The organism is Eudoraea sp., assembly GCF_049669105.1.
In the GTDB taxonomy this organism is placed as follows: Bacteria; Bacteroidota; Bacteroidia; order Flavobacteriales; family Flavobacteriaceae; genus Eudoraea.
On sequence record NZ_JBATKE010000036.1, the window covers coordinates 18,254 to 33,793 of the forward strand.

14 protein-coding genes are annotated in these 15,540 nt (G+C 36.6%); 8 read left to right on the plus strand and 6 right to left on the minus strand.

The features are described from left to right. Positions 1-34 precede the first annotated feature (34 nt). From WBM60_RS02495 to WBM60_RS02505, 3 genes are read right to left on the minus strand one after another with little or no spacing between them, the layout of a single operon-like run. Positions 35-760 carry a metallophosphoesterase family protein gene (locus tag WBM60_RS02495; protein WP_424259293.1) on the minus strand — a complete coding sequence of 242 codons (726 nt, stop codon included), beginning with the start codon at positions 758-760 and terminating at the stop codon, positions 35-37. Beyond that, the gene (locus WBM60_RS02500) at positions 757-1,839 is read right to left on the minus strand and encodes a DNA helicase PriA (RefSeq protein WP_424259292.1); all 1,083 of its coding nucleotides are present in this window, start codon (positions 1,837-1,839) and stop codon (positions 757-759) included. The genes WBM60_RS02495 and WBM60_RS02500 overlap by 4 nt, the downstream gene beginning before the upstream one ends. Positions 1,840-1,897: 58 nt before the next feature. Beyond that, positions 1,898-3,034 carry an SPFH domain-containing protein gene (locus tag WBM60_RS02505; RefSeq protein ID WP_424259291.1) on the minus strand — a complete coding sequence of 379 codons (1,137 nt, stop codon included), beginning with the start codon at positions 3,032-3,034 and terminating at the stop codon, positions 1,898-1,900. Positions 3,035-3,211: 177 nt separating this feature from the next. On the opposite strand from WBM60_RS02505, the gene WBM60_RS02510 reads away from it, so the two are divergent. After that, the gene (locus WBM60_RS02510; RefSeq protein ID WP_424259290.1) at positions 3,212-4,156 is read left to right on the plus strand and encodes a carbohydrate kinase family protein; all 945 of its coding nucleotides are present in this window, start codon (positions 3,212-3,214) and stop codon (positions 4,154-4,156) included. Between the two features lies 1 nt (position 4,157). Beyond that, entirely contained in the window at positions 4,158-6,095 is a 1,938-nt protein-coding gene (locus WBM60_RS02515) for an alpha-amylase family protein (protein WP_424259289.1), read from the plus strand. Here WBM60_RS02515 and WBM60_RS02520 read toward each other — a convergent pair. The 3 genes from WBM60_RS02520 to WBM60_RS02530 are packed head-to-tail and all read right to left on the minus strand — an operon-like array spanning position 6,092 to position 8,881. Then, the gene (locus WBM60_RS02520; protein ID WP_424259288.1) at positions 6,092-7,228 is read right to left on the minus strand and encodes an ATP-binding protein; all 1,137 of its coding nucleotides are present in this window, start codon (positions 7,226-7,228) and stop codon (positions 6,092-6,094) included. The two genes, WBM60_RS02515 and WBM60_RS02520, sit on opposite strands and share 4 nt — an antisense overlap. Beyond that, the gene (locus tag WBM60_RS02525; protein ID WP_424259287.1) at positions 7,225-7,980 is read right to left on the minus strand and encodes an SDR family NAD(P)-dependent oxidoreductase; all 756 of its coding nucleotides are present in this window, start codon (positions 7,978-7,980) and stop codon (positions 7,225-7,227) included. The genes WBM60_RS02520 and WBM60_RS02525 overlap by 4 nt, the downstream gene beginning before the upstream one ends. A 25-nt stretch (positions 7,981-8,005) precedes the next feature. Further along, positions 8,006-8,881 carry an aldo/keto reductase gene (locus tag WBM60_RS02530; protein WP_424259286.1) on the minus strand — a complete coding sequence of 292 codons (876 nt, stop codon included), beginning with the start codon at positions 8,879-8,881 and terminating at the stop codon, positions 8,006-8,008. A gap of 159 nt (positions 8,882-9,040) precedes the next feature. Here WBM60_RS02530 and WBM60_RS02535 point away from each other — a divergent pair, with 159 nt between their 5' ends. From WBM60_RS02535 to WBM60_RS02560, 6 genes are all read left to right on the plus strand, one after another. Continuing rightward, a complete protein-coding gene (locus WBM60_RS02535; protein WP_299158772.1) occupies positions 9,041-10,042 on the plus strand; it encodes an AAA family ATPase in 1,002 nt (333 codons plus the stop codon). 67 nt (positions 10,043-10,109) lie between these two features. Beyond that, the gene (locus WBM60_RS02540) at positions 10,110-10,976 is read left to right on the plus strand and encodes a DUF58 domain-containing protein (protein WP_424282734.1); all 867 of its coding nucleotides are present in this window, start codon (positions 10,110-10,112) and stop codon (positions 10,974-10,976) included. After that, on the plus strand, positions 10,977-12,635 hold the full coding sequence (locus WBM60_RS02545) for a hypothetical protein (RefSeq protein WP_424282735.1): 1,659 nt from the start codon (positions 10,977-10,979) through the stop codon (positions 12,633-12,635). Then, positions 12,636-13,634, plus strand: a complete 999-nt coding sequence (locus tag WBM60_RS02550; protein ID WP_424259283.1) for a vWA domain-containing protein — start codon at positions 12,636-12,638, stop codon at positions 13,632-13,634. A 3-nt stretch (positions 13,635-13,637) separates the two neighbouring features. After that, complete coding sequence (locus WBM60_RS02555) at positions 13,638-14,684, plus strand: VWA domain-containing protein (RefSeq protein ID WP_424259282.1); 1,047 nt, start codon at positions 13,638-13,640, stop codon at positions 14,682-14,684. 1 nt (position 14,685) lies between these two features. After that, positions 14,686-15,537, plus strand: coding sequence for a tetratricopeptide repeat protein (locus WBM60_RS02560; RefSeq protein ID WP_424278154.1), 852 nt, complete (start codon positions 14,686-14,688; stop codon positions 15,535-15,537). Positions 15,538-15,540: the final 3 nt, after the last annotated feature.

Below are 15,540 nucleotides of genomic sequence, written 5' to 3' on the forward strand. Positions count from 1 at the left end.
AAATCATGAAATTATTGCAGTTATAATTCAAATATTAATTTCTTCCGCTTTCTTCAGGGTAAAAAAGATGGACCGGATCACTTTGCCAAACTTGTTTTGAATTTACATCCATAATTGACAAAGGTCCTTTAAAAGCAGCTCCTGTATCCATATTCCAGACATTTGCTGCCCTTTGAGGTATGGTTTTTCCAATTCTGGTTACAGGTGTATGACCAATGAAAATTTCCTGGTAATTGGCAAGTCGTTCCGGATAAAATAAATCAGTTTGGGCCAGTTCCGGATCCAGAGATAGTGCCAATTCCCATAAAGTTCTGTCCCAGTAAAATATTTTGGGAAAATATTCAAATTTTACGCCTTTTAAGTTGGTAAAACCTGCATGTACAAACAGACGGTTTTTATCATCCAGGTAGTAATTATCCAGATTATTATAAAAATCCATATGAACTCTCTGCGAACCATCCTCCAGTACCTGATACGAAGTCTTGCTCGCCATACCCCCATGTTGCAACCACATAGGTTTATCCTGTCCCGTTCTCAACCATTCATAACAAAGCTCATCATGGTTGCCCCTTAAAAAAATACATTGATGCGTTACTCTTAGTTCAATCAAAAAATTAACGGTTTCAACAGCCTGGCTCCATCCGTCAACATAATCTCCTAAAAAAATAAGTAGATCATCTTCACTAACCCTGGCCCTTTCCAAAACTTGTTGTAAAGCTTTCAACCCTGAATGTATATCACCGATTACCAAAGTTCTCATTTGGCAAAATTCGCAATAATTCCGATGATGGCAATAACAAAAAGTATGAGAAAAAATATTTTCCAGAAGGAATAGGGTCGAATACCATGGATATTCCCGGTTTGTCCGTTAATATAAAAATGATATTCTTTCCCTTTGTATTTGTAGAAACTTATATAAACAGGTAAGAGTACATGCTTAAAAGTTTCTTTTGAAAGTTTTATGTCAGAATGATGTATCCTTTGCGTATCGCCTCCAATGTCTTGTCGTATCCATGAATGAGCTATCTCCTTGGCTTTTTGGAATGATTTGCGATGCCCTTCTCTCAAAGGAATTGTGTATTTTTCAGTTACAAAACCCGAAAGATATTTTGAATTAAATGCGCTAAGCTCTTTCAAATTCCAATGTGAAATATTTGACGGAACTTCTCTTTGTTTTTTTTTCGAAGCATTGATCAGGATATCATCCACAAAACCATCTACCGTTCCATAAGCAGGTGTCCAACGTGTTTTTCTTACCTGCCTGGTTTGAGTTCCATTTTTAGTTTTGTAGGTTTGAGTTTCGTAATAATAATCGCCCCTTTGACCTTCGTAAGATGCAAAGAGCTCTGCATCAAAAGTCCAAAAAGGGAGATAAAGACCGTGAATAGCTTCCGGATCTAATGCCGCACGTTTAAGCTTATTTGGAGCAAACCACAATCTTTCCACCCAATTTGTGAATATCCTTCCCGCATTTTTGTTATCAAATTGAAATGGAACCAGCGCCCCTGGCAGTATCCAACCTTCTCTTTCTATATCTTCTCTAATAAGGGGTTCTCCACAATAAACACAATGAAGCGACTTGTAATTTTCTTCAACATGTTGGTTTGCACCACAATTCTTACAATGCAGAAGATCTATTGTTTCGGTATACGCATTGTCCCCTACTGCCTTAATATAATGTTCAAGTTCAAGTTCTTCAAAACTTCGCTTTGTCTTTTCAATAAATTCTTCATATCCACAATACTCACATTTAACCTGATGTGAACCTGGTTTGTATTTTAGTTCTGCGCCACAATTGGCACAGGATTTTTTCTGTTCAGAATACTGGGTTTCTTCCATTTGTAATTATTACCAAAATCAGTAAAATTGGAAAAGTGTTTTTTTAATCTTAGGGTTGCTACATTTTAGGTAATGGCGGTGGTGTACTACCCCCCAAAAAAGCCTTTAACTCCTCTATTTCTTTAAGTGCTGTCCACCCCATAAGACCTTGTTTCCATACCAGAGAATCCCGGTTAATAGTCCTATTTGCAAAAAGTTCCTTTAATTTATCAAATGAAACAGGGCCAAGTTGTTGACCGTTTGCAGCATAGTAATACATTACCTGAACAGGAATTGGAGGTGGCAGAGCAGTTCCTTGCGGCTGTTGTGAAGTAAAGGGTTGTTGTGCTGGCTGACCCATTAAAGTTCCCATTTGTTGTGCCAGTACAAAACCCATGCCCATACCCATTCCTGCTCCGGCAGTACCGCCTTCATTTTTTGCAGCGGCTTCCATGGCTTTGGCTGCCTTAAATTGAGTGAGTTTGGATAAGTCTAGTTTGTCTAATCTGCTGTAATCAAAAATCTCCTTCTTGAGTTCCTCGGGCATGGAAACGTTTTCTATATAGAATTTTTCCAACTCTATCCCCACACGCTCAAATTCTGGTTTCATAACTTCCTGACACGTTTCGGAAAGTTCACTTGTATTTGCGGCGTATAATTCCAGAGGTAGGTTTGCCTCCCCCACAGTATCTGTAAAACGCGTCACAATTAAACTCTTGAGGTGTTCGTTAACCTCGTAATTTGTAAAATTACCATCGGTGCCAACTACGTCTACAACGAATTTTCCGGCATCGCTAATTCTAAAGCTATAGGTCCCAAAAGCCCTTATCTCAGTTAAACCAAAGCGTTCATCACTCAACATAACCGGGTTTTTTGTTCCCCACTTTTCGTCTGTAAACAATCTGGTATTAACAAAATATACCTCTGCCTTAAAAGGGCTGTCAAATCCATATTTCCATCCCTTTAAAGTAGTCAGAATAGGAAGGTTCTTGGTATTCAGAGTATGTGTCCCCGGTTTAAAAACATCCGCTAATTGACCTTCATTTACAAATACGGCTTTCTGACCTTCTCTAACCACCAATTTGGCATTATTTTTAATTTCATTCTGATAGCGCTCAAATCTGTGTACTATGGTGTCATTAGTGGTGTCAATCCATTCTACTATATCAATAAATTCCTGACTTAGTTTCTTTTTAATCTCATCAAATAGATTCATTTTGTTAGATTTTTAATTCCAGAAAAAGGTAATCAATTCTTTAAAACGGACCAAGTGTCTTTTCTGAATATAACGGGTTTAGGACAATGGTGAGAATCGATTTAATAAATAGTTCTGATTTTTTTGGAGTAACACCTTATTTCTCATTACTTTGGGAATTGCTTTAAGTATAGATTTATGAAAGAAGTGTTTTGTATAGGTGAATTGCTCATAGACTTTGTTGCCGAAAAACAAGGTAGTAATTTATCTTTAGCCAGTGAATTCACAAAAAAAGCAGGTGGTGCTCCGGCTAATGTAGCGTGTGCTATAGCCAAACTGGGAGGGAAAAGTGCTTTTATTGGTTGTGTTGGTGATGATCCGTTTGGTACATTTTTATTAAAGGTGTTGGAAAATGAAGGCGTGGACATTTCTTTAGCTCAACGTTCAGAAATTTTTACCACCCTTGCCTTTGTTTCTATTGATGAAGATGGAGAACGTGATTTTGTCTTTAGCAGGGGTGCCGATAAGGAACTTAAATACAGTCCGGCAATTAAGAAAAATTTTAATAAAAATATTGTCCATTTTGGAGCTGCAACGGCACTTTTGGGGGGAAGTTTAGAAGAAGCTTATGGCCGATATTTATTTGATGCCATAACTCAAGAAGCCTTTATCAGTTTTGATCCTAATTACAGAGCAGACCTATGGAAAAACAAAACGGATATCTTTATAAAAAAATGTATGCCATTTATTCAAAAATCTACACTATGTAAATTTAGTTTGGAAGAAGCAAAATTACTTTCAGGAAAGGAAAATATTTTGGATGCATGTGAATTTTTCCATGAAGCCGGCTCCCCCATCATTACCATTACTCTTGGTTCTGAAGGCACATTTGTAAGTGCTCAAGGGCATTCACAAAAAATCCCTAGTGTCATGGTAAAGCCAGTTGATACCACAGGTGCCGGAGATGCCTTTATTGGCTGTTTGTTAAAACAAATTTCTACACTGGATAAAATAGAGAGCGCTATAGGCAATACGGATTTACTTTTTAAAATGATCGCCAAAGCAAATAAAGCCGGGGCAATAACAACAATGAATTACGGAGCAATAAAGTCATTGCCAACCCAAATTCAACTTGACAATTAGAATGAACCAAACCTCATTACACAGGTTGTTGGCTTCAAATGAGCTCGATAACCCGGAGAAAACCAATCTAAAAGAATTATTTGATTTAAGGTTATCCACTAACCTTTCTATTATACAAAACCTATTCTTATCGCTATACCCTGAGGCAATCTTACCAAATTCATTTCCTTTAATGGATCTTTTACCAGAACTTTTTAAGAAAAGACCTGTAAACCTTCAAATTCAAGACTTGAAAAGGCTTAAAAATGCTAATTGGTATCAGTCAGAAAAAATGGTTGGTATGCAATTGTATGTCGATCACTTCAATAAGGATCTGAAAGGTCTTGAAACTAAAATTCCATATTTTGAAAAATTAGGTGTCAATCTTTTACATATCATGCCTGTCACTACAAGGCCCAAAGGAGAAAATGATGGAGGATATGCCGTCAATAGTTATACCCAAGTAGACAAAAAGTATGGTTCTAAAACAGACTTGTTGAATCTAACCAAAAAATTGCGTTCCAAAAATATGTATCTGATGATGGATTTTGTGGTAAACCATACTTCAGATGAGTTTCCCTGGGCAAAAAAAGCAATGGCCGGAGATAAAAAATACCAGGACTATTATTATACCTACCCAGACAGGAATTTGCCCGATGAATTTGAACATTCCTTGCCGGAAGTGTTTCCTCAAACTTCCCCGGGAAACTTTACTTTTAATACAAAGATGAATAGGTGGGTTATGACTGTATTTAATGACTATCAATGGGATCTCAATTATACAAACCCAATGGTATTTATGGATATGCTTACTAATCTGGTGGAATTGGCCAACTTAGGGGTAGATGTTATTCGCTTTGACGCCCTGGCGTTCCTATGGAAAAAATTGGGTACAAATTCTCAAAATCTTCCAGAAGCACATAGTCTAATTACTCTCTTTCGCATGTGTTTACAGGTCGTTGCACCGGGGGTTGTTCTGTTAGCTGAAGCTATAGTTTCTCCTCAGGAAATTATCAAGTATTTTGGTGAAGGCATTAAAAAAGGTAATGAATGTGAAATTGCTTACAATGCCACGTTGATGGCGCTACTATGGAATTCAGTAGCTACAAAAAAAACTCATCTTTTGTACAAAAACCTGATGAATTTGCCAAGGAAACCCATAGAGGGGACCTGGATAAATTATATCAGATGTCACGACGACATTGGACTTAGTTTTGATGACCGCTATATATACGAAGTAGGCTGGGACGCGTCTTCACATAGAAAGTTTTTATTGGATTACTATTGTCAAAAACTGGATTGGTCGCCCGCCATGGGAGAAATTTTTATGTATAATCCAAAAAATGGTGATGGGAGGATTACCGGTAGTGCCGCCTCTTTACTAGGATTGGAAAAAGGATTAGAGCAGACCAATCAGAAATTGATAAAATTAGCAGTAAATAAAATTCTAATGCTACATGCCATTATTTTATCCTATGGAGGAATTCCTATGATCTATGCCGGTGATGAAATAGGGACATTAAACGATTATTCGTATCTTAAAAATAAAGCTTTAATAGAAGATAGCAGATGGGCTAACAGACCTAAACAAGATTGGAAAATTGTGTCTGAATTAGATAAAATTGATACCCCTCAAACACAAATATTCCACTCCCTTAAAAAACTAATTAGGATTAGAAGAAATACTCCGGTATTTGCTGACAAGAACAATTTAGTGCTACATCAAACCTCAAACCCACATATTTTTATGTTTGAAAGAACAAGTAATTCTGATAAAGATGTGCTTGTAATTTGCAATTTTGATGAAAGTATTCATGTGATTGATGCCGCCGTTGTTGCCTCCAAGGGTTATGCAACAAAAGGTAAATTGAAAGACTTGGTATTAGGTGAAAGTATCACTTTAAAAAGTGGCTTATTAGAAATAAATCCCTTTCAAATTCTTTGGCTCAGTAAGTCTTAGCTATATTTTACTTTTCTTAAAATTCGAAAAGACTCCTTTAAGGATTCATAAATGTTTACATCGTATTTCTTTAATAGTGGACGAGCAGTTTCCATTAAATCTTTTGCCTCTTCAAAACCATTAAAATAGCAAATAAGATACGTTGCCGGTAATAGTTTCAAATCTAATTCTTCTGAACGTTTAAGTAATACGTCCTTTTCAATTTTTTGAAGTAGAGCCTTGTTTGAATTAAAAATATGATATAAGGTCTTTTTGTCATATTGTGGTGGTTCAAAAATTAAATCACTTTGAATTTGATAGGTTCCGTTATCTGAGAAATATATATCCACTTTTTCCAAGGGATAGTATTTTTGTTGATTCCCCAAGCCCAACTTCACATACTCCATGATAGTAAAAGATTCATCATTATAGCTTATTGAGATTTCATCCAGTGCAGAAAAGAAAAGTTTAACCTGTTCATTAATAAGTTCTATATCAACTCTTGAATAAAAAACTTCATTTTTAACTTTTTTTTGATTCCCCGCCCAGCAGAGTACAAATTGTTCTTTAAAAACTTTATAGCTGCTAATCAGATCCCTATGTCTGTTATTTATAAAATCTATTACGCCATCAAGGGTAAGTTCTATATTATTTCGGGCATGTTGTTCTATAGTAGCAACGGTTTCTGAGTTGATATCTTTTAATTCAATATCAAAAGCCTTTGGCATGCTTATACTCCCATCTCTGAAAAAAACTGCGCCTCCGTAATACTTCCATATATTGCGCCGCAATGCACAAACTTTGCCAGTAGAGCTTATAGTAACCAACCCTACAACCTTGCCTTCAGGTAAGTGCGGAAACGGAATATTTTCATATGAGATCAAAGGAGGGTTGTCAAGATAGGCATTTACCAGGTTTTGAATTTTACTGTCATCAAAGAAATCTACCCCAACAATTTTATTGTCTTCATCCTCAACTCCAACTACAATAAATGAATTATTATTTGGATTGCTATTTGCCAGTGCACAAACATGCTTTAGGAATTTAGCTTTACCTTCTCGCTTACCTATATTGATAAACCTTTTTTTATCATAAAAACTATTCTCGTCATTATGAGCTAAAAGGTTTTTTACCAGTAGGCGCTTATTAATCATATTGTTTTCTTCACTATAGTACTACTTGCCTGTGCAGTGGGCATTACTACAAGATCTGCAATATTTACATGGGGAGGGCGTGATATTACAAAGTAAATTATATCTGCTATATCTTCAGGCTTTAACGGTTGAAAACCCTGGTAAACACTATCGGCTCGTTCAACATCCCCTTTAAACCTGACATTGCTAAACTCTGTCTCTACCAAGCCCGGGTTAACAGCACCAACGCGTATTCCATAAGTGTTTAAATCTATTCGCATTCCCTGATTAATAGCATCAACCGCATGTTTGCTTGCACAATAAACATTCCCTTTGGGATAAACCTCTTTGCCGGCGGTTGAACCTATATTTATTATATGTCCGGAACGGCGCTCCACCATTTGTGGTAAAATTGCCCTGGATACATATAAAAGTCCTTTAACATTAATATCCAACATCGCATCCCAATCTTCAAGGCTGCCTTTTTCTATAGGATCCATTCCATGAGCGTTACCCGCATTATTTATCAAAATATCTATATGAGAAAATTTCTCGGGCAATGAGTTAATGGCATTTGAAACGGCATTTTTGTCCCTGACATCAAAATTCAAGATAAAGACATCAGTAAGTGGTTCTAATTGCTTCTGCAATTTTATTAAAAGTTCTTTTCTTCGCCCACAAATTACCAATCGGATATCTTTTGATGCGAAAAGTAGCGCCGTAGCCTTTCCTATGCCACTGGTTGCGCCCGTAATAAATGCTGTTTTTTTCATTAATTTTATTTGGAATGATTACTGATTAGGGAACCTTATGTCCCTGAGATGCAACTAATAACAAAAACCAATCTTCCAACTCCAGATCAATTTCAGTGGCTCTTACAGAAGCCATTAATCGTTCTTTGTTGGTGGTGCCAACAACTGGGTGAACATGGCAAGGGTGTTTTAAGATCCATGCCAGAAGAATTTGACTACTATCTGCTTTATATTTCTTTTTAAGGCGTTTTAGCTCCTTTTTTATTCGCTTCCTTCTTTTGTTATCTTCCCTAAAATAGCTACCCAAGGGACTCCACGCCATGGCAGTCCGATTATGAATAATACAATCATCAAAAGTACCGTCATACATTAACTTTTCCGATGTTAAGGAAAATTCAACCTGGTTAGCGGTTACTGGTAATGCCGACTCTAATAGATTAATCTGTGAAGGTGAAAAATTGGACACTCCAAACTCTCGTATTTTACCTTCTTTTTGCAGATAAAGAATGGCTTCTGCAATTTCATCGGGTTGCATTAACGGGCTGGGTCTGTGAAGTAAAAAAAGGTCTAAATAGTCTGTTTTAAGTTTGGACAGAGAACGCTCTGCAGACCATACAATGTAATCTTTTGAATAATCATAATGTTTTACATTATTATCTCTGGCCTTGCACACATATTGTATTCCACATTTAGTAATAAGTTGTACCTGCTCCCTGGGGATTGAACTTTGAAAAAAAGCGTTTCCAAACGCTTCTTCATTTTCATAACCTCCGTAAATATCTGCATGGTCGAAAGTTGTTATTCCATTTTCGAAACAGTAGCCAAAAAGGTCAGTCATTTCCTTTTTTGTAAGATTCTTTCCCCAACTTCCCCATGTCATGGTTCCAGCAATAATTTTTGAATAAGATATCTTGTTTTTCATAAGTATGTGAAAATATAAAATAAATCCCTTAAATACTTCATAAAACTTGGGGTTCTAGACATTTTTTAACCAATCATTAACAGCACTTATATAAATAAATTTTCAATTTGCGCCCTACTGTAAGACCAGCAGATTAAAAACCAAAAAATAAAAATATTAATGGAGGAAAATACTACTATAGATATTAGTGCTGTTAATGAGAAGATTGCACAGGAAAGTGCTTTTATAGACCTGCTTATTCTGGAAATGAATAAAGCTATTGTAGGTCAAAAGCATATGATAGAACGATTGTTGATCGGACTTTTGGGACAGGGTCATATTTTGCTGGAAGGAGTCCCCGGACTTGCAAAAACACTTGCTATAACCACTCTGTCAAAGGCGGTTAAAGGTAGTTTTAGCAGAATTCAGTTTACTCCGGATCTTCTGCCGGCAGATGTCGTGGGAACAATGATATACAATATGAAAGAAAATGATTTCTCCATTAAAAGAGGTCCAATATTCGCCAATTTTGTGTTAGCTGATGAAATTAACCGTGCTCCTGCCAAAGTGCAGTCAGCGCTGCTGGAAGCCATGCAGGAAAAACAAGTTACCATAGGTGATGAAACTTTTATACTTGATAAACCGTTCCTGGTTATGGCTACTCAAAACCCGGTGGAACAGGAAGGAACATATCCGCTCCCTGAGGCGCAGGTGGATCGTTTTATGTTAAAAACGGTTATTGATTATCCAAAGATGAATGAAGAACAACTTATTATAAGACAAAATCTTCAGGGCATACTTCAGGAAGTTAAACCTGTTATATCACTTAAACAAATTCTCAGCGCTCAACAGGCAGTTCGGGAAGTCTACATGGATGAAAAAATTGAAAAATATATCCTCGATATAGTATTTGCCACAAGATATCCGGAAAAATATGATTTGGCAGATCTTAAGCCACTCATAAGTTTTGGAGCATCACCACGTGGGAGTATTAATCTGGCAAATGCCGCTAAATGTTATGCTTTCATAAAAAGACGTGGGTATGTGGTACCCGAAGATGTGCGTGCAGTTGTGCATGATGTACTTAGGCATCGAATTGGAATTACCTATGAAGCAGAGGCCGAAAATATTACTTCAGAAGAAATAATCAACCGGATTGTTAACGAAATTGAAGTGCCATAATAGTTCAACCTATGTAGTTCAATGCCGTAATGGGCATTTGCTTATAAACTAAAAAGCTTGAACCCGAATGGATACCAAGGAGTTATTAAAAAAAGTTCGTAAGATTGAAATTAAGACCCGTCGTCTTTCAGATCACATATTTGGAGGGGAATACCATTCTACTTTTAAAGGTCGTGGAATGACTTTTAGCGAGGTCCGCCAATATCAGTTTGGCGATGATGTAAGAAGCATTGATTGGAATGTCACAGCCAGATATAACGAACCTTTTGTAAAAGTTTTTGAGGAGGAAAGGGAGCTAACCATGATGCTTATGGTAGATGTCAGTGGCTCTGAACTTTTTGGTACAACGAATAGTTTTAAAAAAGATATAATTACAGAAATATCGGCCACACTTGCATTTTCCGCTCTCCAAAACAACGACAAAATTGGTCTACTCCTTTTTACTGATGAAATTGAACTCTTTATACCTCCTAAAAAAGGTAAAAGCCATGTCTTGAGAATAATACGAGAATTGCTGGAATTTTCACCGAAAAGCAATAAGACGAATATCGGGGAAGCTCTAAAATATTTAACTAACGTCATGAAGAAAAAAGCAATTGTATTTGTGCTTTCAGATTTTATGGCTGCAGATTATAAACAAACGCTCAGAATTACAGGTAAAAAACACGATGTTACCGGTATTCGTATTTACGACGAAAAAGAAGAACATATTCCAAATTTAGGAGTAGTACAAATGCTGGATTCGGAAACCGGTTCAGTGAAACTTGTAAATACACAATCTAAAAACGTTCGGAAAACTTACGGGGAATACTACAGAAATCGGGTAGACTATTTTAAAGATACTTTCAATAAATCGGGATGTGGTGTTTTGGATTGTCGAGTAGATGAGAGTTATGTTAAAAAGTTATTGGGTTATTTTAAGCGAAGAGGATAAATGGATATGATTTCAATGAATTTAAGACGTATTATCAGTTCCTGGTCTGGACCGGTGTTCCTGTTATATCTTTTATTTTTTGGGAGTCCTATTATTGCTCAATTACAACCCGTAATAAGCTCAAAAGTAGACACGACGAACATTAAAATTGGTGAACAAATTCATTTTACGGTTACTGTTGAAGTAGATTCAACTGCCCGGGTATTCTTCCCTGAAGGGCAAACCTTTTCACCCTTGGAAACTGTTGAAGCTTTTAAAACAGATACAACCCGAAAAAAAGATAGGATTACTCTCCAGAAAATATACGCGCTAACACAATTTGATTCCGGATCATACATGCTGCCAGCTCAGCGCATTGAAATTAACGGGGCCGGATTTTTTACAGACTCCCTAAAAGTTGATGTTGCCACGATACCGGTTGATACGGTCAACCAAAAAATGTATGATATAAAACCTTTAATAAGCGTACAAAAAAGCAATAGTGAATTTTGGAAAATCCTCCTGATTGTTTTACTTATTGCCGGAATTGCGGGCGGCCTTATTTATTGGTTCATACTTCGGAAAAAACCATTGACAGAAGAGGAAAAGGTAGCATTGCTCCCTCCTTATGAGAGGGCACTTTTGGAATTGAAACGATTAGAAAATTCTAAATATTTAATTCAGGATAAGTACAAAGTGTATTATTCAGAATTAACCGCAATAGTACGATCCTATCTTGAAGAAGAGGTGCATATTTCAGCTCTGGAAAGTACCACAGGTGAATTGATTCAAAAATTAGAATTACTGCAGGATGCAGGTGAATTAAAGCTTCAGGATAATACAATCAAACAATTTGAAAAAATACTTCAAACAGCAGATCTTGTAAAATTTGCAAGGTCCAAACCCCCTACAGCAGTGGCTGAGCAGGATAGAAAATCAATTGAAGAGATCCTTGTTAAAACAAAAGAAGCCCTGCCCGAACCTACCGAAGAAGATTTATTGGAACAGGAAGAGTATCAGGAAATTATTGCTCAGAAAAAACGGAAAAAGAAAATAATATCAATTGTGTCTGCTGCGGCAATTGTATTACTAGTCTCCCTTGGCGGACTTATAACCTATTTGGGTCCTTCTTATGTTTGGGATACCATTACGGGACATCCTACAAAATCACTTTTAGAAGGAGAATGGGTTTCCAGTTCGTACGGATATCCACCAATTATTGTTGAAACTCCAGAAGTATTAGTACGACAAGACGTTAAGCTCCCCCCGGATGCAAAGGCAAATATCAAAGAGCTGCAGGCTTTTATGTTCAGGAGTGAAAAAGGTTTACTCACTATTGGCACTACTTCGACTACATTAAATAAACCTGAAGCACCCGATTTCAATCAGGTTGTTGAACAAATATTGAAAAATTTTGAAGACCAGGGAGCAAAAAATATAATTACTAAACAAGAAGAATTCGTCACAGTATCCGGTGTAAAAGGAATTAAAGTTTTTGGTCGTGGAAAATTTGTAGTCCCAGACTCAAAAGATTTAGTTAGCGGGCAATACACAATAATTCTTTTTGGCGGAAATGGTTTTCAACAGCAGTTAATCTTATCATGGTTAGATAAAGATACTTACGCCGAAGAAATTGTAAACAGGATATTAGGTTCATTAGAAGTAAAAACAGAGGCATAAATGTTAGACAATATAGAATTTGCAAATCCTCAGCTTTTTTGGTTGCTTTTATTGCTCCCTTTGGTTTTGATATGGCATATATTCAAGCGCAAAGAGGAAACTGCAACTCTGAAAATTTCAAGTGTTGATGGGTTTACTTCGAATGATCTTTTGCCAAAATTAAAACCTTTATTATTTGTGTTCCGTTTGTTAGCATTGACAGCAATTATAGTTGCAATGGCTCGTCCTCAAACTGAGGATATTTCCACTCGAACAAAAACCACAAAAGGCATTGATATTGTAATGGCCATAGATGTTTCTTCAAGTATGTTGGCAAGGGATTTAAAACCAAACCGGCTATCGGCGCTTAAAGAAGTGGCAGCAGATTTTATTAGACAAAGACCTAATGATAGAATTGGTTTAGTGGTTTATGCAGGTGAAAGTTATACTAAAACACCAATAACAAGTGACAAATCTATTGTATTAAACGCGCTTAAAGAAATTACATATGGTCAATTGAACGACGGAACAGCCATAGGTATGGGATTAGCAACTTCCGTCAATAGGTTGAAAGAAAGTAAATCTATAAGTAAGGTAATTATTTTGCTTACTGATGGAGTTAACAATTCAGGATTTATTGAGCCCCAAACGGCCGCTGATCTTGCTGTGGAATTTGACATCAAGACATATACCATCGGCTTGGGCACAAATGGAAATGCGCTCTCACCAGTTGCTTACAATGAAGACGGTTCCTACAGGTATGGGATGAGACAGGTTGAAATAGACGAAAAATTACTTAAAGCTATTGCGGACGCAACCGGCGGGCAATACTTTAGAGCAACAGATAATGAAAAATTAGAGGCAATTTATGATGAAATAAATAAATTGGAGAAAACAGAAGTAGAAGAATTTAAGTATTATAAATATGAGGAGAAATTCAGACCATGGATTCTATTGGCAGGGGCATTGCTAATTGTTGAATGGTTGATGAGAAATACCCTCTTCAGGAGTTTTATTTAAAATATGATTCAGTTAGACGAGAAAATATATTTCTATCTTTTAGCCATTATTCCGGTAATGGTCGTAATATACATATTGCTTCATATCTGGAAAAAAAGAACCCAGAAGAAATTTGCAACTCCCGATCTGTTAAAAAGACTATCCCCCAACAAGTCTAATTTTAAATCCGTATTAAAATTAATTTTCCTGATTTTAGGGCTTTCATTTTTGGTTTTGGGTCTGGTTAACCCAAAAATTGGAACAAAATTAGAAACAGTAAAACGAGAAGGTGTTGATATTGTATTTGCTATTGATGTCTCAAAAAGTATGTTAGCTGAGGATATTGCTCCAAACAGACTAGAGAAAGCCAAACGCCTGGTTTCTGAAATTATAAATCAATTGGCAAGTGATCGAATAGGTATAATAGCATACGCTGGTCAGGCTTTTCCCCAGTTACCAATAACCACAGATTACGGTGCGGCCAAAATGTTCCTCCAAAGCATGAATACAGATATGCTCTCATCACAAGGGACTGCTATCAATGAAGCTATTGAGTTGGCCTCTACTTATTTTGATGATGAGGAGCAAACCAACAGGGTTTTGTTTATTGTTTCAGATGGCGAGGATCATTCAGAGGGCTCAACCATAGATGCCGTTGAATTGGCTGTTGAGGAAGGAATAAGGATTTTTACCATTGGTGTTGGAAAAACAAAAGGAAGTCCAATTCCCATTAAAAGAAATGGTATTGTAGAAAGTTTAAAAAAAGATTCACAGGGTGAAGTGGTTATCACTAAACTAAATGAGGATATATTAGAGGAAATCGCAGACGAAGGTAATGGGGAATACGTAAACGGATCAAATACAGAAGATGCTGTGGACTTTATTAAGGAGCAATTAAATCAAATGGACAAAAAAGAATTCGAAGCCAAACAATTTGCCGAATATAAAGACCAATTTCAATGGTTCCTGGGAATTGGTCTTTTGTTTCTATTTTTGGAAGTTTTCCTACTAGACCGAAAAACCCAATGGCTTAAAAAAATGAATTTGTTTAACGAGAAGGAAATTCACTAAAATGAAAAAGATTGTTTTATTTACTTTTATAATTAGCACTGTCGTTTTTCCGCAAGACGATTTGAAAGAGAAGGAAAAAGCACTTAAAGCCTCAACAGATATAACCTTTGAAGCAAATAAGGAATTAGCTGACAACGACTTTATTGATGCAGAAGTGAACTACAGAAGAGCCATTTCTAAAAGTAATGAGAACACGGCAGCCCCATATAATTTAGGAAATGCCTATTATAACAAAGAGAGTTTTTCTGAGGCTTTTGGCCGATTCAAGGAGGCGGGAGAATTGACATCCGAAAAACCTGTTAAGCATAAGGCATTTCATAATATGGGTAATGTATTTATGAAAAACAAAGAATACGCCAAAGCAGTTGAAGCTTATAAGGAAGCCTTGCGTAATGATCCTTCCGATGAAGAAACCCGCTATAATCTGGCACTGGCTAAAGAGCTCCTAAAAAAAGATAAGGAGAATCAGGATAAAAACGAGAATAAGGAGAATCAGGATCAGGAGGAGCAAAAAGACAAAAACCAGGATCAACAGGACCAGGGAGATAACAAAGATGAGAACAAAGGCGATCCCAAAAACGAAGAAAACGACCAAGAGAGCAATGAAGGAGATAATGGTGAGCAGGAAAAAGAAGAAAATAAAAAAGGGGATGGGGATGAAAAAAAAGAAGAAAAAAAGCAACCCGAGCAGGGAGATCAGCAACAGCAGAAACAACCCAGACCAAACCAATTGTCTCAACAACAAATAAAAAATTTACTTGAGGCAATGCAAAATGAAGAGAAAAAAGTTAAGGAAAAAATGGATGCCCAGAAAGTAAAAGGTGTCAAAACAAAAAATGAGAAAGACTGGTGATAT

Excerpts from the sequence above, each read along its gene's own strand:
- WBM60_RS02510 (WP_424259290.1), top strand. The coding sequence starts at position 3,212 with ATGAAAGAAGTGTTTTGTATAGGTGAATTGCTCATAGACTTTGTTGCC.
- WBM60_RS02515 (WP_424259289.1), top strand. The coding sequence starts at position 4,158 with ATGAACCAAACCTCATTACACAGGTTGTTGGCTTCAAATGAGCTCGAT.
- WBM60_RS02540 (WP_424282734.1), top strand. The coding sequence starts at position 10,110 with ATGGATACCAAGGAGTTATTAAAAAAAGTTCGTAAGATTGAAATTAAG.
- WBM60_RS02530 (WP_424259286.1), bottom strand. The coding sequence starts at position 8,881 with ATGAAAAACAAGATATCTTATTCAAAAATTATTGCTGGAACCATGACA.
- WBM60_RS02560 (WP_424278154.1), top strand. The coding sequence starts at position 14,686 with ATGAAAAAGATTGTTTTATTTACTTTTATAATTAGCACTGTCGTTTTT.
- WBM60_RS02500 (WP_424259292.1), bottom strand. The coding sequence starts at position 1,839 with ATGGAAGAAACCCAGTATTCTGAACAGAAAAAATCCTGTGCCAATTGT.
- WBM60_RS02555 (WP_424259282.1), top strand. The coding sequence starts at position 13,638 with ATGATTCAGTTAGACGAGAAAATATATTTCTATCTTTTAGCCATTATT.
- WBM60_RS02520 (WP_424259288.1), bottom strand. The coding sequence starts at position 7,228 with ATGATTAATAAGCGCCTACTGGTAAAAAACCTTTTAGCTCATAATGAC.
- WBM60_RS02550 (WP_424259283.1), top strand. The coding sequence starts at position 12,636 with ATGTTAGACAATATAGAATTTGCAAATCCTCAGCTTTTTTGGTTGCTT.
- WBM60_RS02505 (WP_424259291.1), bottom strand. The coding sequence starts at position 3,034 with ATGAATCTATTTGATGAGATTAAAAAGAAACTAAGTCAGGAATTTATT.
- WBM60_RS02535 (WP_299158772.1), top strand. The coding sequence starts at position 9,041 with ATGGAGGAAAATACTACTATAGATATTAGTGCTGTTAATGAGAAGATT.
- WBM60_RS02545 (WP_424282735.1), top strand. The coding sequence starts at position 10,977 with ATGGATATGATTTCAATGAATTTAAGACGTATTATCAGTTCCTGGTCT.
- WBM60_RS02495 (WP_424259293.1), bottom strand. The coding sequence starts at position 760 with ATGAGAACTTTGGTAATCGGTGATATACATTCAGGGTTGAAAGCTTTA.
- WBM60_RS02525 (WP_424259287.1), bottom strand. The coding sequence starts at position 7,980 with ATGAAAAAAACAGCATTTATTACGGGCGCAACCAGTGGCATAGGAAAG.